Below are 25,440 nucleotides of genomic sequence, written 5' to 3' on the forward strand. Positions count from 1 at the left end.
CTCTTACTCAAAGTCCGCGTTCGCGTATTCCGCATTCCACCTGGCTAGAGCGGGCGACACGAGAATGTGATTCGCATCCTCCCGCTCGCCGAACCCCCACTGTTCCAGATGCTCCAGCACAATCTCCGCCAACTCGGCGGACGATGACTCCCGGAATTCCTTGCTCCAATACATGCCGCTTCGCTCGTGTAGCTTCAACAGAATACCTTCCAGCTCCGAACGCTCCAGCCGAATCGAGCCGTCCGGCTCCGCATAGCGCGAATGATCCTCCCGATTCAACTGCCGCCGCAGTTCTCCCGCCAAGAGCAGCACCAAATCCGAAGCGCCGGACAATGTCGGGAACAGTTCCGCTTCCCCGGTCAGCTCCGGATGGAAGAACAACAGCCCTTCGCGGTACCGCCTGCCCTCCATGCCAAGCATGCGCTGCAGATTATCCATAATATAACGCCGTTGCGTTAGCACGTAAGTGGACAACAAGTCCGGCTCCCAGTGCCGGTCCAGCACGACTGGCTCCAGCAAGAACCGTCGGAATACGCGGTGCCGCTTGCGGGCGTTCGCTCCGTCCGGTGTATCGGCATATCGAACCGGATCCGTCAGTTCTTCCATCGAGCGGTAAGCGGTCAAATCTTGCGGGAACCTCCGCAGCACATAGCGAGAATGCGGCGAGCATTCGTACAGCGCATTATGGCCTTCGTTCTGCGCCCAATCGTTCTCATCGCCGTCCACCAGCACGAGTACGCCAAGCGAGGCGAGCTTCTTCAAGGCTCGAACCATCGACAGCCGATGATGGTAGTGACGCCAATCCGCCTCGAGCCCGCCTGTCGCCATCTGCTCGCGAACCTCCTCCACAATATCCGACAACAGGAACTGGTCCATCTCTGTCTTGCCTTCCAAGTACCAGAGCGCATAGGTGAAGAAAATATAGTCCCGGACTTCCCTAAACTCTCCGAAGCCCATCCAGGCTTGCGGGACGGCGGGCGTCCGCTCCAATTTCGCCAGACCCCGGGTGACGATCAGCGAGAATCCAGCCCGATCCATGAACCAGTCCCGCAGTTCCTCGTAATGATCCTTGACGGCAAAATACATCTCCTGGTCGTCTTCCTTCAGAATCCACGGCCGATTGAGCAGCGCATGCACGCACGCCTGTTTACGTTCCAGCGCCATTGCCGCATTCGTCTCAGAACGCAACGTCCTTCCAGTCCGGCGAATCGCCGAACTCTTCACACCGCTCATTCAATTGCTCTCCCTTCAGCCGTCACTGCCGCTTCCCGCACCGCTTCCGTCAGCGCGAACGTCAGTTCGTAATCCGGCAGATTCAGCTCTCCGTCTTCCGACCTTAATATCGTTCGCTGCTTCGTACGGGGATTCAACATCTCGATGCGTACCCCCTCCGGCGTCACGAACGTATGTCTAGGCGCCGACGTGCATCTACCGATCCAATAGAGCAGGCGAAGCCTCATCTGCAGGGTCACCGTGCTCAACTCCGAGATTTGCAGCCGTCTGCGCTCCACCAATCCGCGGATTGCTTCCCATTCCTCCGCCTGCCGCTGCAAATACGCCTCCCGTTCGCGCCGCTTGCGCTCCGCATTTTCCGGTACCGGCTCCGTATCCGACTTCGCCCCCCGTTTCCGGCTGCGCGACCTGAGCGTGCGGATCGTCGGCGCCTCGTCCCACATCGACTGGTCCGCGCGATCCGACTGCCGCAAGTCCTCACCCTGAAGATGCCGCGTACGGAATAGCCCGAAGACTAGTCCGGCAAGACGATGCGCATCATCTAGTTCGTCCAACTGGGAGAACCACTGACCCAGGTACTCCAGCTCCTTCTTGCGGCTCACGCCCGAACGCTTGCGCTCCTGCATGCGAATGACGCTGCGCACGATGCGTGCAATCGCATCCTTCGTCGCCCGCTCCAGCAGCGTCAGCTCGGACGGGGTAATCCCGTCGCCAAGGAACCAGCGCCGCAAGTTGGCCCAACCCTGCTGCAGCTCCGTCATTAGCGTTTCTCTCGGCGGCGCTTCTTCCAGCCTCGGCTTGTCCAATTCCTCCGCCGCGACCCGCTCTAGAAATTGCCTCTGGACACTTGCGTTGATGCGTTCCAAATTGCCTTCTATCTTATAAGCGCTGCGCTGTAATGCTTGAATGAAGTTCTGCAAGTAACTCGTCAGCCGATCCTTGAAGACAAGGAAGGACTCGGCCACCATCATCTCTTCCGCCTTTGCCGTCTGCAAGCTGGCGATATAGTCAGCCGCATTCTCATGCAGCTTCTTGAATGCTTCGTACAGCGTCGTCCACAGCTCCGAAGCGGCGCCGGGCTCCGTCTCCCAATCCATCTTCCGGATCTCGAACAGCTTGTCCGCAATCGAATCGAACAAATTCGACTCCAACGAGCCGCCATATCCGGTCACCTTCTCCAGCGACTCCAACAGCCGCTCGATCTCGATGGAATACGGACGCATTAGATACTGCATCTTTTTCTTCATATACTCATCCAGTGTCGCCGCCCGTCCGCCGTCGTGCCGCGAAGCCAGATTGCCCCAATCCTCCAATTGCTCGAGATCCGACACGCATTGCTCCAGCGTATATTCAGCCAGCTCCGCCAAGCCGGAGACGCCTTCGTATACTTCTTCCGGCTTCATCCAGTATCTCAGTCTCTTATACTCTTGATAGAAAAATCGCATAATCGCCCGATAACGCACCACGTTATCGGCATTCACATACTTCATCTCGGGCACGCTCCGCAGCGTCCGATAAGCCGACTGCTCGTCCATCCGATGGTCCCCTTCCCGCTAATGCTCTTTCCTTCATCTAAGCAGGAAGTCACGCTTATTACAAGACACCCCTTTTTTCACAGCAAATTCATAGTCTTATGTACCAGTTTATCGTTGATACTGTTTCGGTGCTTCGAATAAGATAGAATCATAGACAATCGGAAAGGAAATCGAGGGATGAACATGACAAACGAGACAGCAAACGGCTTTGGGGAACAATTATTCCGGCAATTAAAGGGGGTTAGCGGTGAAAAAAGGCAGAAGTTGATAGAAGAGATCAACCTCTCACTCGGATTCGATGAGCCTGCAATCCGAGAAAGGAGGCACGCGAATCGATTGCGTTGCCCCACGTGCGGGACCGCGACTTCCGCTTCGATTGTCTGTTATGGCAAAGCAAAGCCCGGAAGCGATCGGCAACGTTACCTATGCAAAAGTTGTGGAGCGTTCTTTAACGACCATACCGGTACCGTGTTGCATCGGACCAAAAAACTGGAACGCTGGCCCTTGTTCCTTAAATATCTGCTTGACGGCCAATCGATTCGCCAGATCGCCAAGGAAGCTGGGATCAGCCCAACAACCGCACAGGCCTGGCGCAAGAAACTGCTGACACATCTGGCTGAGAAAATGAGCTCTACGCTATCGGGCATCGTTGAAGCCGTGGAGATTTCTGTGAAGACATCCTATAAAGGCAAGCATAAGTTATATACGCCTGCCTCCAAGACGAGAGAGACTCTCGTCTTCTGCAAAAGCCGTAACGGTAATGTCTGTGTCAGTCATGGATCGCTGCAGGAGCTGAAGCAAAGTTGCAAGAACTCAGACATTTTGTGGCATACCCATCTCATCCCGGCGACGCCGATCTCGAGCGCCGAACGAAGGCTCCTGCACACCAAGCAAGCGGACGCCATCGCCGGTCACTTTGCCAACCAGTACGCCCGCATGCGCGGAACTGCAACCACCAACTTACCGCTCTACGCCGCATGGCATCAGTTCCAGCATGAGACCCGACACTTTACGCAACGAGAGAAGATTCGCAGACTGCTGTTCGCAGGATTATAAACCATATTTATTCGCGAAGTAAAAGCAATAGATAACTTTAATCTTATATTGAAGTAACGATCCATCGTCAACCGATATTTGATACATGGAGAAAAACCGTAATTTACTAGAGAAATGCCAGATACGGATGTTCGAACTGAGAAAGAGATGCCTCTCTATTTGAAATAGTTGAGAAGTAATTCATCTACAAAAGAAAGCCCGCCGGCGGCGAGCTTTATGAATAGCCACTGTAACACGAACGCGAGTTCCTGCCACTACCCATATTGTGGTATAATCTACTTACAACAGAACGGTTTGCAAGGGCGGTCGGCAATCTCCCGGGAGGGAGGTGATGCCGTGGAGGTTTACCAAACATTGACGCTAATGATATCATTCGCGACACTGGTTGTGTTGATTCTCTCTTTCCATAAAAGGAAATGACCGCCCCATCTGCAAGGTCAGCGGTCATTCCTCGATCACTACCTAAAGCCGACCGCCTTTGAAGCGGCCTGTTGTCGGGGAGTCGTGCGCCAACACGGCTCCTTTGTTATTTTAAGCATATCATAGCAGGTTTAGACCCGCAATAAGAGGAATCTCTGTAGCAAATCAATTCTTTACAATCTCCATCAGCGTATCATCTTCGGACAGAGCACCAGCACAGACTTATTGCGGAGCTCGTAATATTTGATGACGCCAAGTGCGGAGAAGGTTTTCCCTAGACCTACGCTATCCGCGAGAATGCATCCGTTAAACTTCTCAAGCTTATTAATCGCTCCAATAACCGCATCCTTCTGAAAATGATATAGTCGCTGCCAAATAGCCGTTTCTTTAAAACCAGTCGCTTCGTTAGGAAGAATATCCTCGTTGATATCCGATAGAAATTCATTGAAGATGTTATATAGGATTACATAGTAAATAAACTCCGGCGAATTTTCCCTATACACCGAAGAGATATGGTCGACGACTTGTTGCGTCACATCCTCCAGCTTGTCCTTATCGTTCCACAATTTTTCGAGTCGTTGGCTGCTTCGATGTTAAACATCCCCTGCATCGTTCCCGACGTTCGATTGGATTTGAAAGTCACTTTACTCCGCACCCAATCGCCGCACTCTTTCGCAATAGCTTTAAGGGTCATTTCGTTCTTTAGCCGAATCTCAAATTCCGTTCCATACAGACTCTTCTCCCGCCCTCGTTTAGGTATATAAAATTCTCGTTTCTCTTTCTTGAAGTTATCCGCAACGAAGGCTGGCGACGTAAAAATAAAGCGAATCTCCTCCACGTCTTGAAGCTCCTTCATGAGCGCTTCATAGGCGTAGATCGAGAAGCAGGAGGCAGCTATTGATAATTTTGACCCTGGATGAAGATTGTGCTTTAAGTCCTCGCCAAGAAGCTTGTCGTATTTATATTATACAAAATTACCTATTGGTGATTCAAAAAAGAATAGCCCCGGCTTCCGATAGAAGCGAGGGCTCAACATTAATGATTCTCTTATATTGAATTTTCACTACTTCCGCTTCATCCGCCGATGCTTCTCCTGGTGCAGCTCCTTACGCTTCTTGCTCGAGTATTCGAAGTTGTCCAGCTGGCTGTACAGCTTCGCCGACTCTTCCGCCATGAGCGGGCTGCCCATGACCGCGGACAGGCGCAGCATCTCGTCGGCTTGCGCCTTCAGCAGCTGCTGGCCCTGCTCCATGTCGCCGCTATCGAACGCCTTCATCGCCTGCTCAATGACGATAGCCGACTTCGTCAGCTCGACCTGCTGCTCGACGACCGGATTGGCCGGCTGCCCGAGCAGATCGATATCCGAGGTGAACGCCGCGGCTACATCGATTGAGGTGCGGCACATCACCGCGCCCTCCGTCACGTCGACGTACTCCCAATCCAGCTTCAATACCGGGTGCTCTCCAGGCGTATGCGGGTGCAAAGTCAGCTCCACCAGAATGGACTTCACTTCATTCTGATACAGATCGCCAATTGCGATCGCGCTTCCGCCGCTCTCCCGCTCCTCCGCCGGGTAGCCGTAGATCGCCGTCACCTGTGCGCCGTCGAACGGACGGACGATCAGCTTAACGTTCTGCGCCGTCACGGATAGCAGCCCCTCCAGCTCGCGCCCCAAGATCGCCGGGATATCGTCCGCCTTCTCGATATAATGGAAGTTGCCGCCGCCGTACTCCGCGATCCCCTCCATCAATTCCTCGTCGAATCCGTCGCCGACGCCCATCGCGCTGATGCCGACGCCCGAAGAACGGTACTCCTTCGCAATCGCGAACAGCTTCGCCCGATCGGTGATCCCCTTATTAGCATGACCGTCGGACAACAAAATGACACGGTTCACCAGCCCTTCGGCCTTATGGCTGCGAACGAGCTGCACTCCTTCAATCAAGCCGCCGCTCAGATTGGTTGTGCCTCTGGCGTCAATCGAATCGATCCGCTGCTTCATGAGATCCTTATGCGTGACTTTGGAGGGAGGCAGAACAGTCTCCACTTGATCGTCGAAAACAACCAGGCTGAGCAGATCGTCAACATTCATCTGATCCGCCACGAACCGGCACGCCTTCTTGCTGTACATGAGCGGTTCGCCGGACATCGATCCGCTTCGATCCAGCACGAGCGACAGATTGATCGGCGCGCGCTTCTCGGCGTCGGCCGGACCGCCGACGCCATGCGCTTCGACCAGAAGATAAGCCATATCGGCTCCTCCGGCCGGGAAGTAAGCCTTGTTCCACATATTCATGAATAGCACCGTTGGTTGCATCGCGATAACCCTCTCTTCTCGGAATCGAATATTCTTCGTTACCGCTATCCTACAGCCTCCTGACGCCAGCAGGTTGTCAGCGAATATACGTTCGGCAACACAAACAAGCCCCGCTTCAACCGGAAGCGAGGCGCAGTCCAACCGCTTTTTCAACGATACATATCAAGCCATTCCGTCAGCTGCTCCTTCATCGACTCCCGAACCGCCTTCGGTTCGAGAATCTCCGCCGCGGGCCCGTATTGCAGAACCCACTTTAAGAACTCCTTCTCGTTGTTGACGGTGACTTCGAACAGCAAGCTGCCGTCCTTCTGGTCCTTCATTCTGGGGTGAACGAACAGCTCCTCTTCCTTAATGTAGCGGGCCACCTCGGCGTTGAACCGAACCTTGAAGGTCGTATTGCGGTCGCCTCTGTCGATGGACCAGGTGTTCTTCAGGTATTGGCGGATGTTGAATCCGCCTTTGTCGAAGGTCTCGCTTGTCAGATCCACATGCCGGAACCGGCTGATCCGGAACGTGCGAATGCCTTGCTTCAAGTGGCAGTAGCCGATCAAGTAGAACCGGTGCTCGCGCGGCACCAAATAATACGGATCAATACGGCGCTCCGTCGTCTCGTCGCGATATTGCGTATGGTAGACGGTGTGGATCGATCGCTGTTCCAGAATGGCTTGTATGATCGGCTGCAGGAAGTTCGGGCTCTCCTTGCGATAGGCGGGCGTTCCCATCTGGATAATGCCGGCGATATCTTCAATAATATCGTTATGGCGCGACCTCTCTTTGAGATGCGTGCCCATCACCTTGTCGTAGGCGGTATCGAATCCGGGAGGAAGCCGATCTCTGTCGATCATGGAAGGCAATAGCGAGAAGACGAGCGCTTCCTGCTCGGTGAAGTTCAGCGGATAGAGGAAGAACTTGCCCATGAAGCGATAGCCGGTCCCGCGCCCTTCGTTCGTGATCGGAGCAATCAGGCTGAGCGTCTCCAGGTCCCGATAGATCGTTCGCTGCGTTACTTCGCATTTGAGGGCCAGGTCCGCGGCGGAGATGCCGGGGTTCGCTTGAATGGCGTTAATCAAGTTGAACAGTCGGATGACTTTGTCGATCAATCGGCTCCCTCCTATCTTTCTATCCATTCTAGCAGAGGATGCGCGGATTGGAAAAGCGTTCCGAATCTCGGCCGAATCCGTTAATTTGCAATTGCGTACCCGCTCCGGATAATGAGATACTAATAGTTAAAAAAACTTCCGCTAGGAGCGTGACCTGCTGTGCACTTCCCAAGACCTCCATTGTCCGAATGCTTCGCCGACCTAGTCGCCACGGCCCGCGGCGACCGGAAAGCGTCGCTCGTCATCTTGAACGGGACGCTCGTGAACGTCGTCTCGAGCGAGATTCTGCCCGGCATGTCCGTCGCGGTATCCGGCTCGCGCATCGCTTATGTCGGCCGGGACGTCTCGCATTTGATCGGACCGGACACTCAAATTATCGACGCGCAAGGCAAATACATAGCGCCCGGCCTGCTGGACGGGCACGCGCACATCGAGAGCACGCAGCTCACCGTTACGGAATTCGCCCGCGCGGTACTGCCGCTCGGCACGACCGGCGGCTTCTTCGATCCGCACGAGATGGCGAATGTGTTCGGCATCGACGGCATCCGCCTCATGCTGGAGGAAGGGCGCCAGACGCCGCTCGCTTCCTACATGCAAGTCGCCTCGTGCGTACCGGCAGCCGGCTCCTCCGAGTTCGAGACGACCGCATCATCCGTCGAAGCCCCGGACGTCGCGGAAGCGTTCAGCTGGGGGCCGGATGTCATCGGCCTCGGCGAAGTGATGAACTTCCCCGGCGTCGTCTATGGCGACGAGAAGCTGACCGCCATCCTGAAGGCGACGCTTGCGGCGGGACGAATCGCGGACGGCCACTTCACCTGGCCGGCGAGCGACTGGCGGTTGTCAGCGTACGCGGCGAGCGGCGTTACCGGCGATCACGAATGCGTAACGCCGGAAGATGTCATCGAGCGCGTCCGGCTCGGCATGTACGCCAAGATGCGCCGCGGCTCCGCCTGGCACGACGTGGCCGCCACGATCAAGGCGCATACCGAGTACGGCATCGACAGCCGCCGGATGGTCCTCGTGACGGACGACCGCATCTCGGATTCGATCCGCGACGAAGGCCATATGGACTTCGTCGTGCGCCATGCGATCGCCCAAGGCGTGAAGCCGGTCACGGCGTTCCAGATGGCGACGATCAACACAGCGGAACGCTTCGGCGTATCCCGCGACATCGGCGCTGTCGTGCCGGGCAACATCGCCGATATCATCCTGCTGGACGGGAACCTGGCGGACGTGAACGTCGCCATGACAATCGCGGCTGGCCATGTCGTCGCCGAGAACGGCAAGATGGTCGTCGACTTGCCGAAGTACGAATACCCGGAGAAGGTGCTGAACTCCGTTCGATTGACGCCGGACATCCATTCCGAAGCGTTCGCGATCCGCGCTCCGATCGAATCCGGCGAAGCGCTGGTACGCGTCATCCAAGTAGTCGAGAATCACGTGGAGACGCCCGAGCTGAAGCTGAACGTTCCGGTTGGGAACGGCCTGCTCGCTCCAAGTCCGGACTCAGGCCTATGCAAGATTGCCGTATTCGAGCGGCACAAGCAAACCGGCAGCCGCTCGGTCGGCCTCGTCGCCGATATCGGCTTCTCGAAGCCCGCCGCCATTGCGATGACGGTCGCGCATGACAGCCACAACCTGCTCGTCATCGGCAATTCGGACGAGCTGATGGCCGAAGCCGCGAACGAAGTCATACGCATGCAGGGCGGCGCTGCCGTCGTCACAGCGGATGGGACGGCATCCCTTCCCTTGCGCATCGCCGGACTGATGTCCGCCGAGCCGTTCGAAGTTGCCGCCGAACAGTCGGCCGCGATCAGCCGCGCGCTCGTGAAGGCAGGCTGCACGCTGAACTACGCCTTCATGACGCTGTCGCTGCTCGCGCTTGTCGTGATTCCGACGCTGCGCATCTCGGACAAGGGGCTCGTCCGCATCGGCGAGGACGGCATCAAGCTCGTTCCGCTGTTCTGCGCGGAAGAGTAGCCAATATTTTCCCCAACCAGTCATATAGCCCGCCGCCTGAACGCTTATTCCGAGCGTAGGGATGGCGGGTATTTTAATTCCTAACCTGCCATGACAAATATCGCGATGAGGTCTATAATAACGAAAGTACGGTTTTACCTATCGATGAAATCATGAGGTGTTATCTTTGAGTTATATCGTATACGATCTGGAAATGACGGTGCGCCGCAAGAAAGGGCAGGTGGCCGAAATCATCGAGATCGGCGCCGCCAAAGTGGTCCTTAAGGACGGCGTTCCGAGCATTGAAGATACGTTCCAATCGTTCGTCCGGCCGGTTGTCGTTCCGCAGCTGTCGGAGGATACGGTCTCGTTCACCGGCATTCGGCAGGAGGACGTGAACGGCGCCGAGACGCTCGGCCCCGTCATTCGCCGATTCGTCGAGTGGATCGGACCGGAGGAATATTATCTGTGCGCCTGGGGACCGGACGACCATCGCCAATTCGTGCAGGAATGCCGGCAGCAGAAGCTTCCGACCGACTGGATTCTGAACCATAACAATCTGCAGAAGATGCTGTCCAAGACATTTAAGCTGGAGAAGCATCAGCAGATGGGGCTGAAGAACGCGGTGGAGATGCTGGAGATTCCATTCGTCGGCTCGCATCACCGCGCGCTGGACGATGCAATGAACACCGCCCAGATCCTCGTCAAGCTGTTCGGCCAGCTCCAATTCCGGCGCAACAAGATATCGGACGACGCGAAGCTGGAGTCCGAAGTGGTCTACAAGACCGATCACTATGAGAACCTGCCTTTCGCCTCTCTTGCCAAATTGTTTGACAAATAAAGCGATTCGTCCAATTGATAACGATATGCCTAATATCTTGCCCGTTCTTGTCCGACAAGAGCGGGTTTTTTTTGGCGGTCAACGGAAGCGTTAGGATGATTTCTAGCGATAGGCAACAACTTTTGTAGTGACATGCTTCCCATTTGTGATAGACTTATTCTTATATTCTATAAGTATTCTATAAGACGAATCATCCAGAATGGAGGGTCTTCCATGGCCGCTAAGAAAATGCGTTCCGACATGATCAAGAAAGGCTTCGACCGCGCTCCTCACCGCAGTTTGCTGCGAGCAGCCGGCGTTAAGGAAGAAGACTTCGGCAAACCGTTCATCGCCGTCTGCAACTCGTACCTCGATATCGTTCCAGGGCACGTGCACTTGCAGGAATTCGGCAAAATCGTCAAGGAAGCGATTCGCGAAGCAGGCGGCGTTCCGTTCGAGTTCAACACGATCGGCGTTGACGACGGCATCGCGATGGGCCACATCGGCATGCGCTACTCGCTCGCGAGCCGAGAGATCATCGCGGACTCCGTCGAGACGATGGTGAACGCCCACTGGTTCGACGGCATGGTATGTATCCCGAACTGCGATAAGATCACGCCGGGAATGATGATGGCCGCGCTGCGCATCAACATCCCGACGATCTTCGTCAGCGGCGGCCCGATGAAGGCCGGACGCACGAAGGACGGCCGCGCGATCTCGCTGACTTCGGTCTTCGAAGGCGTCGGCGCCTACATGACCGGCAAGATCGACGAGCAGAGCTTGACCGAGCTTGAGCAGTTCGGCTGCCCGACCTGCGGCTCCTGCTCCGGCATGTTCACCGCCAACTCGATGAACTGCCTCGCTGAAGTGCTCGGCCTCGCCCTTCCGGGCAACGGCACCATTCTGGCTGTCGATCCGGCCCGCAAGGAATTCGTCAAAGAGTCCGCTCGCCAGCTGATGGAGCTGATCAAGCAGGACATCAAACCGCGCGACATCGTGACGAAGGATTCGATCGACAACGCGTTCGCGCTTGACATGGCCATGGGCGGCTCGACGAATACCGTTCTTCATACGCTCGCGCTCGCGCATGAAGCAGACATCGAATATCCGATCGAACGCATCAACGAGGTGGCGAAGCGCGTGCCGTACCTGTCGAAGCTCGCGCCGGCGTCCGATCATCATATTGAAGACCTGCATCTGGCAGGCGGCGTCAGCGCCATCATCAACGAGCTGTTCAAGAAGGAAGGCGCGCTGAACGGCGACGTGCTGACCGTCTCCGCCAAGACGCTGCGCGAGAACGTCGCCGGCTGCGAGATCAAGAATCACGAGGTCATTCGTCCGATTGACAACCCGCACTCGAAGGAAGGCGGCCTGTCCGTCCTGTTCGGCAATCTCGCGCCAGGCGGCTCCATCATCAAGGTCGGCGCGGTCGACAAGTCGGTCGGCGGCTACCATCGCGGTCCGGCCATCTGCTTCGATTCGCAGGATGAAGTGCTGCAAGGTCTTGCCGAAGGCAAGGTCAAGGAAGGCCACGTCGTCGTCATCCGCTACGAAGGGCCGAAGGGCGGTCCCGGCATGCCGGAGATGCTCGCGCCAACGTCGCAGATCGTCGGCATGGGTCTCGGCACGAAGGTCGGCCTCATCACCGACGGCCGATTCTCCGGCGCGTCCCGCGGCATCTCGATCGGCCACGTCTCGCCGGAAGCGGCGGAAGGCGGCCCGATCGCGTTCGTCCGCGACGGCGACATGATCGAGCTGGACATGAATAACCGCACGATCACGCTCGAAGTGAGCGACGAAGAGCTCGAACGCCGCCGCGCCGAATGGCCGGGCTTCGAACCGAAGATTAAGCGCGGCTATCTCGCCCGCTACTCCGCTCTCGTCACGAATGCGAGCAAGGGCGGCGTCATGAAGATTTAAGAGAACGGCGAAATGTGAATGCTTATGTAGAAGGGGCAGCGAATACCGCTGCCCCTTCTACTATGAACCGATCAGGTTCCCTTCTCATCATAATATTTATAATCCCGACCCCAATGCTTTGCCGTTCATAATCTCGTACCCTTCAATCGAATGCTATTCAACCGCATCCCTCCTTCTCTTGCTCCACTATACACAACAAACAGCCTCGCCGGCAGTTACGGCCCCGAGGCTGTCTATTCATGGATGCTTAACTCCACATATTACTTATTGAATCAACGGCTCCCCTGCGCCATCCATCAGAAGCTCGCTCTGGCGCGCAGCAGCGGCCGGCGATGGCTTCTTTGATTGCTGGGCTTCCTTTAACGCAGCCTCGGCAGCTTCCGGATCCTGCCATAGGTTCAACATCTCGCGGCTCATCAGAATCATCCGCGGCTCCAGCTTCTCGCGCTGCCGCTTCACTTTGGCTTTGCCGTCGGGATGAATAATGCTCATGAGCAGCTTCAAATACCAATTCGTCATCTTGGAGAAGAGACCTGGCTGCAGCGGGAACGTATCGAAGCCAAGACCTTCCGCTCCTCTATTCACCATGGAGATGCCGAAGATCGCCTTGACGTTCTTCTCCCGATGGATCACTTCCAGTTGTCGTGAGATGTCGGGCAGCGCGACCTTCGTCTCGCGAATGAGCCTCAGCGCGATCTGCAAGGCTGACTTGGACTGCATGCCGATCCGATACATCGCTTCGTTATCGAAGTGCATCTCCGCCACCAGATCGCCGCGCTGAATGCGGGATTGATCCCGGAGCACCAGATCAGGTCCGCCATATTTAATGATCCGGTAATGCATGAAGGAGCCGTCGCCTACGGGATGCAGGCGGAACATGACGTGGAACAGCCTCTCCCACTGCATCCAAGCCCACACGACAACCTGCTTGAACGGACCTGCCTTCACGCTGCTGCCAGCACCGGCTTTCTTCGCATTCTCTTGCACGTCCGAAGAGCCTCCTTTGCCGCGAACGGCGCGCTTGCTCTCCAGCCGGGCCGCCCGATTGCTGTCCGATAACGCAATAAGCTCATCGATGGCGACGAACTGGAGTCCCAACTCCCGGCCATCTTCCAGTATCCGCTCCACCGCCGCAATCGTATGGGCCGGAGCTTCCTCATCCGCCCCGAACGTATCGCCGCGGTCGTGCAGCAAGAATACTTGGCCGGGGAAGAAGCTTTCGCGCATTTTCCGATAGAGATTATCCGCCCCTACCTTCTTCTTCCAATCGCCGAACATCTTCGTCCAGAGCACGATGTTCAGGCTCCGCAGCTGCGCGAAGTCGAATATATTCACGATGCCCCACGGCGGACGATAATATTGCGGCTGCTTGCCTGTGATGCTCTCGATAATTTGAGACGTCCGCAGAACGTGGCGCTTAACCGTCCACGGGCTCATGATCCAATTGCTTCGATGGACATAATTATGAATGCCGATGGCATGCCCTTCCTCGTGCATCCGGCGTATGAGCTCCGGATTCTGCTCCGCGTGTGCGCCAACGACGAAGAACGTCGCTTTGGCATCGTAACGTTTGAGCGCATCGAGCAGCTTCGGGGTATAGACAGGATCGGGGCCGTCGTCGAATGTCAGGGCTATCTCGCGCTTAGCCAATCCCTTGCGGAAGACGCGAAACCCGAACACGCGGCTAACGAACCCCGGAATGAATGCATAAACCGTCAAAAAGTAAAAAATCCACCACAGAAGTCTCATTGCCTTCCCCACCATTTACATGCTGTATTATCCATTACGGCGTACACACCGTTCTATTTTATCATATGGTTCATAAAATAGGCGGGATTTGCGGGCATTCTTTTTTGAAATCGTGTACAATAAGGGCAAATAACGACTTCCAAATCATAGGAGTGAATGAAGGAACATGTTCGAGCTTTATCGGAAATATTGGAGAACCGCGTTTGACATCGGCATCATCGCGCTGACGGTCTGGCTCGTCATGTTCGTCGTAAGTTATCTATATCATCTTGCAACGCCGGTATTCCTATCGTTTCTAATATTTGTCTGCATTGAGCCTCTTGCCAAATGGCTGAACAGGCTCGGTCTGCGCAAGCCCATTGCCTCGGGTATCAGCATTCTGGTGTTTGTTCTGGTTCTGCTGGCAGTGTTGGCGGGACTCGGCGTTATTTTTTACATGCAGATCGATCAATTATCCAAGAAGCTGCCGGAGTATCAGCAATCGTTAACGCACCAGGTGACCTCGATCACGGAAGAGCTTCGGAAGCACTCGGACAAGCTGCCCGCGGACTGGACCGAGAAGTTAAGCACCGCCATCGACAAGGTCACGCAATTCGGAACCGAGCTGGCGACCGACTTCCTGAAGTGGCTCATCTCGTTCATCACTTCGTTCTCCTCGTTCATCTTGAACTTCTCCATCGCGCTTATACTCGCCTACTTCCTGAGCGTGGAGATCGACGCTTGGCGCAAATGGGCCAACGACCGCTCGCCGAAGACGGTGAGGGGCACCTTCGACTTCCTGCGCTCGAACGTGTTCAAGGGCATCGGCGCATACTTCAAGGCGCAAGCGAAGCTCGTATCGGTTACTTTCGCCGTTATATTCGTTGCGTTGCTGCTGCTGGGCGTGAATAATGCTTTCGCGATCGCCTTGCTGGCCGGCGTGTTCGACGTCCTTCCGCTGCTCGGCGTCAGCACCTTGTTTATTCCTTGGATCGTCTATCTCTTCATTGTCGGGGATATGGGGTTCGGGCTTTGGCTGACCGGACTGTGGCTGCTAGTGACGCTCACCCGCCAATTCCTGGAGCCGCGCATTACCGGTCAGACCGTCGGCGTATCGGCATTCACGATGCTGGCATTCATGATGGTCTCGCTCTCGCTCTTCGGCGTGATCGGTCTGATTCTCGCACCGATTCTCATGATTCTGCTGAAGGCTCTATACGATCAAGGCTACCTGCTGCGATGGATCCGGCTTCCGAAGGAAGAGTTCACGATCTCGCCGCTTGCTCCCCAGCAGGCCGAGGCCGGAACGTTCCTCAACAGCCTGGAGCAGATCGGGCCCGATCCCCAAGACGTACGCGATCCGAATCGGCCGACGGAAGATTGATATGTTGATAATGGTCGAAAATAATTCGGCAAAAAGCCCGGCTCCTACGACGAGGAGCCGGGCTTTTGCGTATCCAGTCGGCGAAGCGCCGCCATGATATCGCCGAACACATCAGCTGCGCGGTTGCGGGCGCCTGCGGGCTGATTCTCGATCAGCACCGCCACCGCGTAGCGCGCTTTGCCTTCGGCAGGTCCGTAGCCGACGAACCAATGGTCGTTACGCTTCGGCTGCTTGTCGCCAAGCTCGGCCGTGCCGGACTTGCCCGCGAGCGGCCACTTCGAGTCCGCGAGCGCCCGCTCGGCCGTGCCTTCGGCCACGACCGCCTTCATCGCGCGCCGCAGAGCCGCCGCCGTCTGCGGCCGTATGCGGCCGTACGCCGAAGGCGACGTCTGCGGCGGCAGCTCCGCCGCCAAGCCGCCGTCCGCGTAGCGGATCTCGCTGACGATGCGAGGCGCCAGCACCCGCCCGTCATGCAACAGCGTGACGGCCAGGTTCGCCGCTTGAAGCGGCGAGATCCGCACATCGCGCTGCCCGATGCCGGTACCAGTGCGCACGCCGCCGTCTCTCCCCTTGGCGACGTCCTTGAACACCGTCCCCGATTCCTCCTCCTGCAACAGCCGGAGCGGACCGCCGTCGATGAACCTGCCGGTGTTCCAGCCAATCCGGCGGCCCAAGCCGAGCCGATCCGCCGTCTTCTGCAGCGCTTCCGGATGCAAGCGCTCAGCCAGCGCCGCGAACACGACGTTGCACGAATCGGCGTACGCCTGCTCCAGCGTCAGAATGCCGTGTCCTCCCGTCTTCCAGCAATGCAGCCCATAGCGGCCGTATTCGCCCGTGCAGCGGAATCTCTCCTGCCGGGTCGTGACGCCGGCCTCAAGCGCCGCCGCCAGCGTCACCGTCTTGAACACCGAACCCGGCGGGACGGCGATTAGCGCATGATTCCTCGCGTCCGTCGCAGGATCGCCGATGCGATCCGGATCGAGCCGCGGCAGCGAAGCCATCGCCAGCACATCGGCGTCGGCCGTATCCAGCACGACGACGGCTCCCTGATGAATACGGTGCTTCGCCATCGTCTGCTCAACCGCAAGCTGCGCGTTCAGATCGATCGTCGTCTTCACGCGCAGCGGATAGTGCGGATTGTCCGGCGCCGTGACTCGAAGCCCGAGACCTTCCAGCGGACGGCGCGCCGCATCCGTCATCAAGATCGCCTCGGTCCGTCCGACACCCTTCACCAGCCGGTCCAGCGACAGCTCGAGCCCCGCCCCGCCCGTCCGATCTGTGACGCGCATCTCATGCGCCGCTACTTGTTCGCCGTACAGCTCCATCAGCCGCTCCGGATTCTGCGAGATGTAGCCGATCGCGTGCAGCGGTGCAATGGGCAGCCCGTCCGGGTAGCGGTTGCGATAGGGCAGCGCGGCCACACCGGCCAAGTCCAGCTTGCCGACCGCTTCCGCTTGCTCGTCCGTCAACCCCGCCGCCTGCTTCGATCCCGGCAGCCGCCAGACGTCCGCCTCGCGGATCGAGTGAAGCCAGCGCTTCAGCTCGGCCGGCTCGGCGCCGACGATCTCTGCCAACCGAGCCAACTGCTGCTGCTCCTCCTTCTCTCCGCCGCTCTGCACTCGATGCAGTCCCGGCTCCGGGAACGCCGTCAGCGCCCATACCGTCTCCCCGGTCAGCTTGCGCCCGGCGCGGTCATAGAACTGCCCCCGGCCGCTGTCCAGCACCAAGCTGTCCGATCGCTGGAGAAAAGCGAGCGCCGACGTTCCAGCGCTCCTGACGGCTTGGCCGCCCGCCAACTGCAGCCAGGCGAGCCGCAGCATCACGATGCCGAACGCCGCTCCCAGAGCCAGCGTCGCGACCAATAACCTTTTGCCCACTCGATGATCCATTCCTTAGCCCTCTCTCGCAGCCGCAGCCTCATCCTCAATGGACATTGTTGCCATCTTGGACAAGGTCAACACCTGCAGCGCCCAAAGGACTTTGCACCCGCGCGATCAGCTCGCAAGCTTATTACTTATAGCTTGTTCCCGATATGCTCCCGATACCAATTAGCCGCCGCCTCCACTTCTCCGCCGCTCAATTGATGGCCGAACCGCTCCCAATGCACGGTCGCCTCGGCGCCAGCGCCTTCCAGCAGCGAGCGCAGCTCTTCCGTCTCCGCGGTCTGGCAGATTGGATCGTTCGTGCCAGCCCCGATGAAGACAGGAACGCCTGTTAGACTAGGCAGTTGAACGCCTCTGCGAGGCACCATCGGATGGTGCAGAATCGCCCCCGCCAGCGAATTCTCATGATGGAACAACAAGCTTCCCGCGATATTCGCCCCGTTGGAATACCCGAGCGCGACGACGCGGCTCCGGTCGAACTCATACTGCTCGGCGGCTTGCTCCAAGAACTCGTTCAGCTCCGCTGTACGGAGAACGAGATCCTCTTCGTCGAAAATCCCTTCAGCCAGCCGCCGGAAAAACCGCGGCATGCCATTCTCGAGCACGCTGCCCCGGACGCTTAAATAAGAGGCCTCCGGCGCTATCGCCTGGGCGAGCGGGATCAAGTCACGCTCGGTGCCACCCGTTCCGTGCAGCAGCAGAAGCGTCGGCGCGAAAGCTTCATTCCCTTGATGGTACAGGTGCTTCATCTTCACTTAAGCATCCTCCTTCAGTACGCGCACCTCAATCGGCAGCAGGTTGCGTTCAATCGCGTCGCGGTGCTTCTCGTACCACTCGGGCAGCATCAGCTTCTCGCCAAGCGCCTCGAACGGCTCATCATTATCGAATCCCGGCGTATCGGTCGCGATCTCGAACAGAATGCCGCCGGCTTCGCGGAAGTAGACCGCGTTGAAGTATTGGCGATCGACGATCGGCGTCGGATGCAGCCCGTTCTGCTCCACCAGCTCGCGCCAGCGCGCATGGTCCTCATCGTCCTTCGCCCGCCAAGCGATGTGGTGAACGGTGCCTGCGCCGCCCGCTCCCCACGGCATCGGCTCAGCGTTAATGTCGATAACGTTGCCAATGTCGCCTGCGGCGCGGAAGCGGACCAATCCGTTCTCTTCCGCCATTCTCTTAAGGCCAATCACCTGCTGCAGGACAGCCATCGTTTGTGCCGGCGCCGTGCTGAAGAGCAGCGCCCCGCCAAAGCCCTTGATCGCCTTCTCCGCAGGCACGCCGCCGAACGCCCATTGGCTGGCTGCGCCTTCTTCACGCTCGACGATCTCCAGCAGCAAGCCGTCGGGATCCTTGAAGCACAAGTACGTCTCCCCGAACCGTATGGACCGTTCCGTCTCCACGCCAAACTTCGCCAGCCGCTGCTCCCAGAAGTCGAACGTACCGGCCGGAACCGCATAGCTCGTATAGCCCACTTGCCCGCCGCCGACGCGGCCCGGACGGCTTCCCGGCGCCGGGAAGAACGTCACCGCCGTTCCCGGGCTGCCAAGCTCATTGCCGAAGTAGAGATGATACACTTCCGGCGCATCGAAATTAATCGTCTTCTTCACCAACCGAAGCCCTAGCACTCCGGCATAGAAGTCCACGTTCTGCTGCGGATCTCTAACAAACGAAGTTATATGATGAATGCCTGCTGATTGTTGCATCATAACCGCCTCCATAATTATCTTTAATTTAAGATATAATTCTTAAAAAAAGAACTCTTATCCGCTATGCAGCTACTAACTTTAAATTAAATATCTTAAATCTGAGATAATGATACACCAGGCTGTTCGAAAAAGCAAGCCCTCCCCGCGCAATTCCCGCAGAGAGGGCTTTGATCCTGCAATAATGCTGCTGGTATCAATCCACTTTGAATTTAGACAACGATTCACGAAGCTCGTTCGAGACGGATTCCAGCCGGTTCGACAACTCCACAAGCCCTTCGCTGATATTCAACTGCTCATTGCTAAGCGACGCGACTTGCTCGGAAGTCGCGGAAGCCTCTTGGGCAACCGCACTTACGTTAGTCATGGCGAGCGTCAACGTCGATTGCGCTTCGCCAAGTTGGTTAATCGTGCCTGTAGCGGACTCCAGCCTTTGGACGAAGCCGCTCATATGGTTCTGGACGTCCCGGAAAATCTCATTAGCGTCGCGAACCGATTCGATCTGCTCACGGAAGAGCGGATAGGCGTCGGACAATACCGCAACCGTCTCATCGATCTCGCGTTGAATGGATGCCACCACTTCTCCAACCAACCCGATCGATTGACGGGATTGATCGGCGAGCTTGCGAATCTCATCGGCGACGACCATGAAGCCTTTGCCCGCTGCACCCGCTCTCGCCGCTTCGATCGTCGCATTAAGCGAGAGAATATTGGTCTGCTTCGTCAGATTGCCGAGCACGTCAAGCACCTTGCGGATCGAGCCCGTGCTCTCCTTCAGTTTATCTACCTTCTCGACCATCGAACGGGTCATCTCTTCGGTCTGACCCGTCTTGCTCATGAGTCCCCCCATGTACTCGGTTCCCTTATGCCCCGCTTGCTGGACCTCCGCAGCAGCAGTCCCCATCTCCGCATTGGCCGAGACGACGGATTCAATCTTCGCGCCGATCTCGCCAGTGATCGCGGTGCCGCGTTCCGATTCGGCCGCCAGATTGGTGGCTCCGCCTGCGATCTCCTCCGTCGCAACTGCGATCTCTTTAGCCGACGTCGCGGTCTTGCGCGATGCTTCTGACAGGGAGGATGCGGTGGACAGCACCTCAGCCGCCGACTCGGTTGTCTTCAGCACGAGTCCGGTAATCTGCTCCATCATCCGGTTGAAGCTCTCCGCCAGCTGCCCGATCTCATCCTTCCTTCGAATGCTGGAGCGAACAGTCAGATTGCCGCGTTCTCCTTCATTCATGAGCGTACGAAGCTGTCCTAACGGGCGGGCGATCGAGAATAGCACGATCACGCCGATCAGCGCCGCGATTACGATGGACGCAATGACCATAATCCAAGTCAGCGTGCTGATCGCTTCCGTTCCGTCGACAAGGCTGGACACCGGAATGTTCCCGACAACCTGCCATCCGCCGGATGTCGCCGCCGCGCTCACCGATAGCATTCTTACACCGCTCTGATTGCTCGTTTCGCTGCCGCTCTCACCGGGAAGTGTATGCGGGTATTCAGTTCCAAGCTGTTCCTCGCTGGGCGAATACACGATTTTATTGTTCGGCGTCACGATGTACGTGAAGCTTCCTTTGCCGAATTGAACGGTCTCCAACATCTCTTGCAACGGCTTCAGGTTAATCTCAATGACGAGCAGATATGGTTTGCCCTTGCTGCTCGTGTTCAACAGCGCCCGGCCAACCGCGATAGTCGGAGATTTCGCGTGATCCGCGATTCCCTTCTTCATCGTCGGCACCCATACCGCTTTGCCGTTAGCTTCGAGCATCTCATTGATGAAGGACGGCGGATTGCTGGAGATATCCGGGATTCCTCCCGAGCTGACCGAACCGATCGGCTTCCCGTTCGAATCGGATGGAAGTAAGTAAATGCCGGTAATCGCGCTGTCTGAGAGCAAGATCGCATTCAGCTTCCCATCGATCGATCTTTCGCTGTCGAACCGCTCATAGTCGTCCGTCGTGATCAAGTATGCAGATAGCAGTGATATGAAGTCCTGATCGGACAGCAGCTCCATCGTCTTGCGTTCGTAAGAACCTAATAGGAGATCCAGGCGTCCCGCAGTTTGCTTGGCTGTCTCCATACTCGACACCGAGACCTTGTCTTCGATGATGGATTTGGACTTATTAAAGGAGAACAGACCTAATGAGATAACGCAGACAAGAATCCCGCAGAAGATCAAGATGAATAGCTTTAGACCGACGGAACGAATCGGATTCTCGATCTTAGCCCCTTTTATCCATTGACGACTGGTCTGAATCCGGCGTTCCCCGCCTTCTGACTTGCCTATCAGCTTCCTCAAGCTGCCAGCTTGCACTCGTTCGCGCCATGTTGATTTCTTCATTCGATGCTATCCCTCCGGCTCAATGTCTCGAATTAATACAGACAAAAGACCTGTCGAATCTCTCTGTCGGAGTAAAACGTTGCCGTGTTTCGGCAATAGCTTACTCTACCAGAGGAATTTCGACAGGCCCTCGACAGAATCCTGTATGACCCCTCATATTTAGAATATCTTACAAGTTTACTTGGGATATTTTACAACAATCGTTTGCGCATTAAGTCCCATGTCCGAACGGGCTGATCTGTCCGCAGACGAATGCGCTGCATCGGATGTCTCGCAACTGTGAGCGGATTGCCTTCTTCATCCGTCATCTCATCGATCCGCTGCGTGAAAGCTCGTCCGCCCGGTCCGATAAATTCGACCTCCATGCCGGGCTTAAAGGGGCTTCGCTGCTGCACGACTGCGATGCCGGAGGCTTCGTCATACTCTTGCACGATCGCCGCGAAGTCATAAGGAGCGGGCTTCTCCTCCGGCTCGTAAATATGCTCGCCAGCGCCCGGCTTCGAATAGAAGAAGCCCGTATTGAGCGGACGGTTGGCTGCTTTGCCGATCTCGTCAATCCATTCCTGCTTCAACGCATACGATTCCGGATCGGCCATATAAGCGTCGATTGCCTGGCGGTACGCATTCACGACGGAAGCCACATAATGAATGCTCTTCATGCGGCCTTCAATCTTGAAGCTGTCCACGCCAGCTTCGATTAGGTCCGGAATATGCCGGATCATGCATAGATCCTTGCTGCCCATCGTGAACTGATGCTCATCTGCATTCGCAACGGCCAGCCCGCCTTCATGCAGATCATACTTCCAACGGCAAGATTGACAGCAGCCGCCACGGTTGGAATCGCGATCGGTGAAGTGATTGGACAAGACGCAGCGGCCCGAGACCGAGGAACACATAGCGCCGTGGATGAATGCTTCGATCTCAATATCTACATGCTTCTTGATCTCCCGGATCTCCTCCATCGATGTCTCTCTGGCGAGCACGACGCGAGGCAGGCCCTCTTCCTTCCAGAACTTGACCGCCTGCCAGTTCATGGTCGACTGCTGCGTGCTCAGATGAACTTCCAGCCCCGGCGCTTCGCGAAGCGCCGTCTCCACGATGTACGGGTCAGCTGCGATGATGGCCGCGATACCGACGCTCTCCAACTGGCGAAGATAGTCCGCCACCCCTTCCAGATCCTCTTGGTGAGCGTAAATATTCGTCGCGACGAACACCTTCGCCCCGTAACGAGCAGCGAATTCAACGCCCTCGCGCATCTCGTCGATGCTGAAGTTGTCCGCGTTCGAGCGCAGACCATATTTCTGTCCGCCGATATAGACGGCGTCCGCCCCATAATGAACAGCAATTCTCAGCTTCTCCAGATTACCCGCAGGAGCCAGCAGCTCCGGCTTGTCCAGACGGTAACGCTTGCCTGTTCTTCCTCGGGCGGCCGTATCCAAGACGGCGTTGGTCATCCTAACCCCTCCTTGCAGCAATTGTATTCCATACGCTTATCGCGTAACTCAGCTCTATCGACTCAATACACTTGTTCCTTATAGAGGAATCCGAAGCTGAGCTCCCGCAACGGATCCTGATGCTCACGAATCGCCTCCAGCCATTCCTCGCGGAAGACATATCCTTCCGGGTCGGCTGCCCAAGCATCCATGGCAGCCCGATAGCCGCGAATTACTGCGAGATTGTACGCTTCCGTCTTGAGCAACGATTCAATATACATACTGCGGACGCCGGCAGCCAGAAGCTCAGGCAGCGCCTCAAGCAAGCATATATCGTCCGAACTCATGACATGGGTGCCGTTCGCATCCTCGTAGATCGGCAGCTTCTCCTCAGGCCGTTCCGCCTCTGCAAGAAACCGCCCGCGATCGGGGCCGAGATCGACGATGTGCGCTTCGCGTCCAATATGATCCATATAGCTCTGCAGCAAATTCCGGCGCGAATAATAGATGTTAGTCATGCCGTGTACCTGCACTTGCGCCTCAAGCGAAGATTCCCGGACGAAGCTCGTTATCTCCTCTTCGTTCAATTCCTTGGCCAACACCGCTCGTACGGCCCCTCTGCGTCCCCAGAAGCCGGCCGTGGCCGCATTCGTTCCCGTCATCTCCGCATTCCAATGAAGCCTAAGCTCCACCCCGGCCTCCCGCACGCACATTAGCACGGCCGGATCGCCGAAGACGACGGCATCGGCCCCTGCATCCGCTATCAGCCTCAAATAATCGGGGAGACCTGCAAGCTCATCGTTGCGGAAGAGCTTGTCTGCCGATACGTACGCTTTCGCTCCAAGCTCATGCGCTCTTGCGATCGCTCCGCGAATATCGCTGTCGCCAATGTCTCCAGGAAGCCGCATGCCGAATCGGGACTCCCCGATAAGCACTGCATCCGCTCCCGCCTCTATATAACGTGCCACCTGTTCGATCGAGCCTGCCGATATGAGCAGCTCCGCAGCTTGGTTCGCGATTGTCCTGCACCTCCAGTAATCAAAGACCGACCCGGCGCAGCCGGCAGACCTCCTTGCTCTGGTCTGTATCCTTGGCGCCGGGTCGATGCGTGGTCATTCGGCGCGTGAGCACCGCTGTCTGCTATTGCTTGCTGTTATTGCTTCGCATTCTTCTCGCTTGTCTCGATGTTCTTCTGATGCTGCTTATATGTCGTCGCGAATAGATGCTGATTGCTGCCATCCTTCTTCGTCACGTAATACAGATAGTCCGTATCCTCCGGATACAGCGCCGCTTCAATCGATTTGAGGCTCGGGCTTGCGATCGGTCCCGGCGGCAGTCCTTGGTTCAAATACGTGTTGTACGGGCTGTCAATCTTCAAATCGTCCGTCGACAGCTTCTCCTTCTGCTTGCCGAGCGCATACTGGATCGTCGCGTCGATCTGGAGCGGCATCTCCTTCTCCAGCCGATTCTCGATGACGCTGGCAACCTTCGCCCTCTCGTCGTCAAGCATGACTTCCCGCTCCACCAGCGAGGCGATCGTAAGCAGCTGATGCAGGTTCAGGCCGCGCTCTTCCATCGTCGTCTGCCAATCCTCCGGCAGTTGCCCCAGCTTGCGGTCCAGCTCGGCGACCATTCGGTCGATGATATCTTCCTCGGAGGATCCCTTCTTCATCTCGTACGTTTCCGGGAACAGATACCCTTCAAGCGGATACTTCAATGAAGCGTTCTCCGGTATCTCCTTCGTCCACATGGAGGCGCCGAGCACGTTCGGGTCCTTCATCTCCTGCAGGAATTTATCCTTGTTAATGCCGGCTTCCTTCACCAGCCGATCGGCAATTTGCTCCACAGTGAAGCCTTCGGGGATCGTAAACTTCACAGTCTCGGCGGCGATGGTGTCGCCCGCATTCAACTTAGCCACGATCTCTTCCAGCGTCAAGCCCGGCATCATATCATAATCGCCGGCCTGAAAGCCCGCGCCCTCATTCTTATACTTGAGCCAAGCGCTGAACAGAAATGCATTACGAATAAGGCCCGATTGCTCCAGCTCTTCCGCGATCGATTTGGCGCCCATCCCCTTCGCGATGGTAACGCGCACCGGCTCGGTTGATGCAGGCGCTGGACGTAGACCGTTCCATACATAGAAGAGCACAGATCCGGCAGCGATGATAACGAGACCGAGAGCAATAAAGAACGACCACAGAACGGGATGGCCTTTCTTCCTCCGGTAGCGAACCGGCGAAGGCGTCTTCTCCTCTTCCTCTTCGGATGGATCCGCGATAGGCTGCTGACGCCTGCGCGGCTTCCCTTCTTCCAGTGCGGACGGGAAATCCCGCGGATAGCCGACGTCCGGCTGTGCGGCTGCCGCCGATTGTTTGGCGGGCTCGCTCAAGCTCGCTTCGCGTCCCTCGCCCAGTTCGGCCGCCTTCGTCTGACGCTCCTCTTCCGGCTGGCCCTTCTGTTCTTCCTCTTCGGAAGAGTCCCGATCGTTCGGATAGATCGAGTTCCAGCCGATCGGATTGTCATCGTCTCTATCGTTGCTCATGCCTAACCTCCTGCCGCCGATTCTCGCACAAAAGAGCGGTTGCCCGCTCTTTTGGCCACATTATCCTTGCCT

20 protein-coding genes are annotated in these 25,440 nt (G+C 56.9%); 6 read left to right on the plus strand and 14 right to left on the minus strand.

Annotation, left to right across the window (positions count from 1 at the left end):
- Window positions 1–3: 3 nt before the first annotated feature.
- Both H4Q31_RS00630 and H4Q31_RS00635 read right to left on the minus strand, forming a co-directional pair.
- Window positions 4–1,233 carry a TIGR02678 family protein gene (locus H4Q31_RS00630; RefSeq protein ID WP_185177138.1) on the minus strand — a complete coding sequence of 410 codons (1,230 nt, stop codon included), beginning with the start codon at window positions 1,231–1,233 and terminating at the stop codon, window positions 4–6.
- Window positions 1,230–2,768, minus strand: coding sequence for a TIGR02677 family protein (locus H4Q31_RS00635; protein ID WP_185177139.1), 1,539 nt, complete (start codon window positions 2,766–2,768; stop codon window positions 1,230–1,232). The genes H4Q31_RS00630 and H4Q31_RS00635 overlap by 4 nt, the downstream gene beginning before the upstream one ends.
- A 177-nt stretch (window positions 2,769–2,945) precedes the next feature.
- Between H4Q31_RS00635 and H4Q31_RS00640 the strand changes: the two genes are divergently transcribed.
- Both H4Q31_RS00640 and H4Q31_RS21840 read left to right on the plus strand, forming a co-directional pair.
- Window positions 2,946–3,824 (plus strand): helix-turn-helix domain-containing protein, encoded by an 879-nt coding sequence (locus H4Q31_RS00640; RefSeq protein WP_185177140.1) that lies wholly within the window; start codon window positions 2,946–2,948, stop codon window positions 3,822–3,824.
- 216 nt (window positions 3,825–4,040) lie between these two features.
- Window positions 4,041–4,244, plus strand: a complete 204-nt coding sequence (locus H4Q31_RS21840) for a putative holin-like toxin (RefSeq protein WP_221626680.1) — start codon at window positions 4,041–4,043, stop codon at window positions 4,242–4,244.
- Between the two features lie 185 nt (window positions 4,245–4,429).
- On the opposite strand, the gene H4Q31_RS21430 is transcribed toward H4Q31_RS21840, so the two are convergent.
- The 4 genes from H4Q31_RS21430 to H4Q31_RS00655 all read right to left on the minus strand — a co-directional run bounded on the left by H4Q31_RS21430 (window position 4,430) and on the right by H4Q31_RS00655 (window position 7,658).
- The gene (locus H4Q31_RS21430) at window positions 4,430–4,780 is read right to left on the minus strand and encodes a DEAD/DEAH box helicase family protein (RefSeq protein ID WP_311771652.1); all 351 of its coding nucleotides are present in this window, start codon (window positions 4,778–4,780) and stop codon (window positions 4,430–4,432) included.
- Window positions 4,777–5,082, minus strand: a complete 306-nt coding sequence (locus tag H4Q31_RS21435; protein ID WP_245347454.1) for a phospholipase D-like domain-containing protein — start codon at window positions 5,080–5,082, stop codon at window positions 4,777–4,779. The genes H4Q31_RS21430 and H4Q31_RS21435 overlap by 4 nt, the downstream gene beginning before the upstream one ends.
- Before the next feature lie 225 nt (window positions 5,083–5,307).
- The gene (locus H4Q31_RS00650; protein WP_185177141.1) at window positions 5,308–6,558 is read right to left on the minus strand and encodes a vWA domain-containing protein; all 1,251 of its coding nucleotides are present in this window, start codon (window positions 6,556–6,558) and stop codon (window positions 5,308–5,310) included.
- A 149-nt stretch (window positions 6,559–6,707) separates the two neighbouring features.
- Entirely contained in the window at window positions 6,708–7,658 is a 951-nt protein-coding gene (locus H4Q31_RS00655; RefSeq protein ID WP_185177142.1) for a helix-turn-helix transcriptional regulator, read from the minus strand.
- A gap of 159 nt (window positions 7,659–7,817) precedes the next feature.
- On the opposite strand from H4Q31_RS00655, the gene H4Q31_RS00660 reads away from it, so the two are divergent.
- From H4Q31_RS00660 to ilvD, 3 genes are all read left to right on the plus strand, one after another.
- Window positions 7,818–9,638, plus strand: a complete 1,821-nt coding sequence (locus H4Q31_RS00660; protein ID WP_185177143.1) for an adenine deaminase — start codon at window positions 7,818–7,820, stop codon at window positions 9,636–9,638.
- A gap of 166 nt (window positions 9,639–9,804) precedes the next feature.
- Window positions 9,805–10,458, plus strand: a complete 654-nt coding sequence (locus tag H4Q31_RS00665; protein ID WP_185177144.1) for a 3'-5' exonuclease — start codon at window positions 9,805–9,807, stop codon at window positions 10,456–10,458.
- Window positions 10,459–10,671: 213 nt separating this feature from the next.
- Entirely contained in the window at window positions 10,672–12,357 is a 1,686-nt protein-coding gene (ilvD, locus tag H4Q31_RS00670; RefSeq protein WP_185177145.1) for a dihydroxy-acid dehydratase, read from the plus strand.
- A gap of 264 nt (window positions 12,358–12,621) precedes the next feature.
- Here ilvD and H4Q31_RS00675 read toward each other — a convergent pair whose 3' ends face one another.
- On the minus strand, window positions 12,622–14,106 hold the full coding sequence (locus H4Q31_RS00675) for a polysaccharide deacetylase family protein (RefSeq protein WP_185177146.1): 1,485 nt from the start codon (window positions 14,104–14,106) through the stop codon (window positions 12,622–12,624).
- Window positions 14,107–14,272: 166 nt separating this feature from the next.
- Here H4Q31_RS00675 and ytvI point away from each other — a divergent pair, with 166 nt between their 5' ends.
- Window positions 14,273–15,469 carry a sporulation integral membrane protein YtvI gene (ytvI, locus tag H4Q31_RS00680; protein WP_185177147.1) on the plus strand — a complete coding sequence of 399 codons (1,197 nt, stop codon included), beginning with the start codon at window positions 14,273–14,275 and terminating at the stop codon, window positions 15,467–15,469.
- A 44-nt stretch (window positions 15,470–15,513) separates the two neighbouring features.
- On the opposite strand, the gene H4Q31_RS00685 is transcribed toward ytvI, so the two are convergent.
- The 7 genes from H4Q31_RS00685 to mltG all read right to left on the minus strand — a co-directional run bounded on the left by H4Q31_RS00685 (window position 15,514) and on the right by mltG (window position 25,368).
- Window positions 15,514–17,358, minus strand: coding sequence for a peptidoglycan D,D-transpeptidase FtsI family protein (locus H4Q31_RS00685; protein ID WP_185177148.1), 1,845 nt, complete (start codon window positions 17,356–17,358; stop codon window positions 15,514–15,516).
- A gap of 125 nt (window positions 17,359–17,483) precedes the next feature.
- On the minus strand, window positions 17,484–18,101 hold the full coding sequence (locus tag H4Q31_RS00690) for an alpha/beta hydrolase (RefSeq protein WP_185177168.1): 618 nt from the start codon (window positions 18,099–18,101) through the stop codon (window positions 17,484–17,486).
- 6 nt (window positions 18,102–18,107) lie between these two features.
- Complete coding sequence (locus H4Q31_RS00695; protein WP_185177149.1) at window positions 18,108–19,055, minus strand: ring-cleaving dioxygenase; 948 nt, start codon at window positions 19,053–19,055, stop codon at window positions 18,108–18,110.
- A gap of 193 nt (window positions 19,056–19,248) precedes the next feature.
- Entirely contained in the window at window positions 19,249–21,393 is a 2,145-nt protein-coding gene (locus tag H4Q31_RS00700; RefSeq protein ID WP_185177150.1) for a methyl-accepting chemotaxis protein, read from the minus strand.
- A 191-nt stretch (window positions 21,394–21,584) separates the two neighbouring features.
- A complete protein-coding gene (locus H4Q31_RS00705) occupies window positions 21,585–22,847 on the minus strand; it encodes a peptidase U32 family protein (protein ID WP_185177151.1) in 1,263 nt (420 codons plus the stop codon).
- A gap of 62 nt (window positions 22,848–22,909) precedes the next feature.
- Window positions 22,910–23,845 carry a peptidase U32 family protein gene (locus H4Q31_RS00710; RefSeq protein WP_512698811.1) on the minus strand — a complete coding sequence of 312 codons (936 nt, stop codon included), beginning with the start codon at window positions 23,843–23,845 and terminating at the stop codon, window positions 22,910–22,912.
- A 134-nt stretch (window positions 23,846–23,979) separates the two neighbouring features.
- Window positions 23,980–25,368 (minus strand): endolytic transglycosylase MltG, encoded by a 1,389-nt coding sequence (mltG, locus tag H4Q31_RS00715; RefSeq protein WP_185177152.1) that lies wholly within the window; start codon window positions 25,366–25,368, stop codon window positions 23,980–23,982.
- Between the last annotated feature and the right edge of the window lie 72 nt (window positions 25,369–25,440).

Origin of the sequence: Cohnella lubricantis, assembly GCF_014212015.1 — a bacterium.
GTDB lineage: Bacteria > Bacillota > Bacilli > Paenibacillales > Paenibacillaceae > Cohnella > Cohnella lubricantis.

Coding starts and splice junctions, on each gene's coding strand:
- H4Q31_RS00630 (WP_185177138.1), bottom strand. CDS start 1,233: ATGAGCGGTGTGAAGAGTTCGGCGATTCGCCGGACTGGAAGGACGTTG.
- H4Q31_RS00690 (WP_185177168.1), bottom strand. CDS start 18,101: ATGAAGCACCTGTACCATCAAGGGAATGAAGCTTTCGCGCCGACGCTT.
- H4Q31_RS00635 (WP_185177139.1), bottom strand. CDS start 2,768: ATGGACGAGCAGTCGGCTTATCGGACGCTGCGGAGCGTGCCCGAGATG.
- H4Q31_RS00695 (WP_185177149.1), bottom strand. CDS start 19,055: ATGATGCAACAATCAGCAGGCATTCATCATATAACTTCGTTTGTTAGA.
- H4Q31_RS00685 (WP_185177148.1), bottom strand. CDS start 17,358: ATGGATCATCGAGTGGGCAAAAGGTTATTGGTCGCGACGCTGGCTCTG.
- H4Q31_RS00675 (WP_185177146.1), bottom strand. CDS start 14,106: ATGAGACTTCTGTGGTGGATTTTTTACTTTTTGACGGTTTATGCATTC.
- ytvI (WP_185177147.1), top strand. CDS start 14,273: ATGTTCGAGCTTTATCGGAAATATTGGAGAACCGCGTTTGACATCGGC.
- H4Q31_RS00650 (WP_185177141.1), bottom strand. CDS start 6,558: ATGCAACCAACGGTGCTATTCATGAATATGTGGAACAAGGCTTACTTC.
- ilvD (WP_185177145.1), top strand. CDS start 10,672: ATGGCCGCTAAGAAAATGCGTTCCGACATGATCAAGAAAGGCTTCGAC.
- mltG (WP_185177152.1), bottom strand. CDS start 25,368: ATGAGCAACGATAGAGACGATGACAATCCGATCGGCTGGAACTCGATC.
- H4Q31_RS00705 (WP_185177151.1), bottom strand. CDS start 22,847: ATGACCAACGCCGTCTTGGATACGGCCGCCCGAGGAAGAACAGGCAAG.
- H4Q31_RS00700 (WP_185177150.1), bottom strand. CDS start 21,393: ATGAAGAAATCAACATGGCGCGAACGAGTGCAAGCTGGCAGCTTGAGG.
- H4Q31_RS00640 (WP_185177140.1), top strand. CDS start 2,946: ATGAACATGACAAACGAGACAGCAAACGGCTTTGGGGAACAATTATTC.
- H4Q31_RS21840 (WP_221626680.1), top strand. CDS start 4,041: ATGAATAGCCACTGTAACACGAACGCGAGTTCCTGCCACTACCCATAT.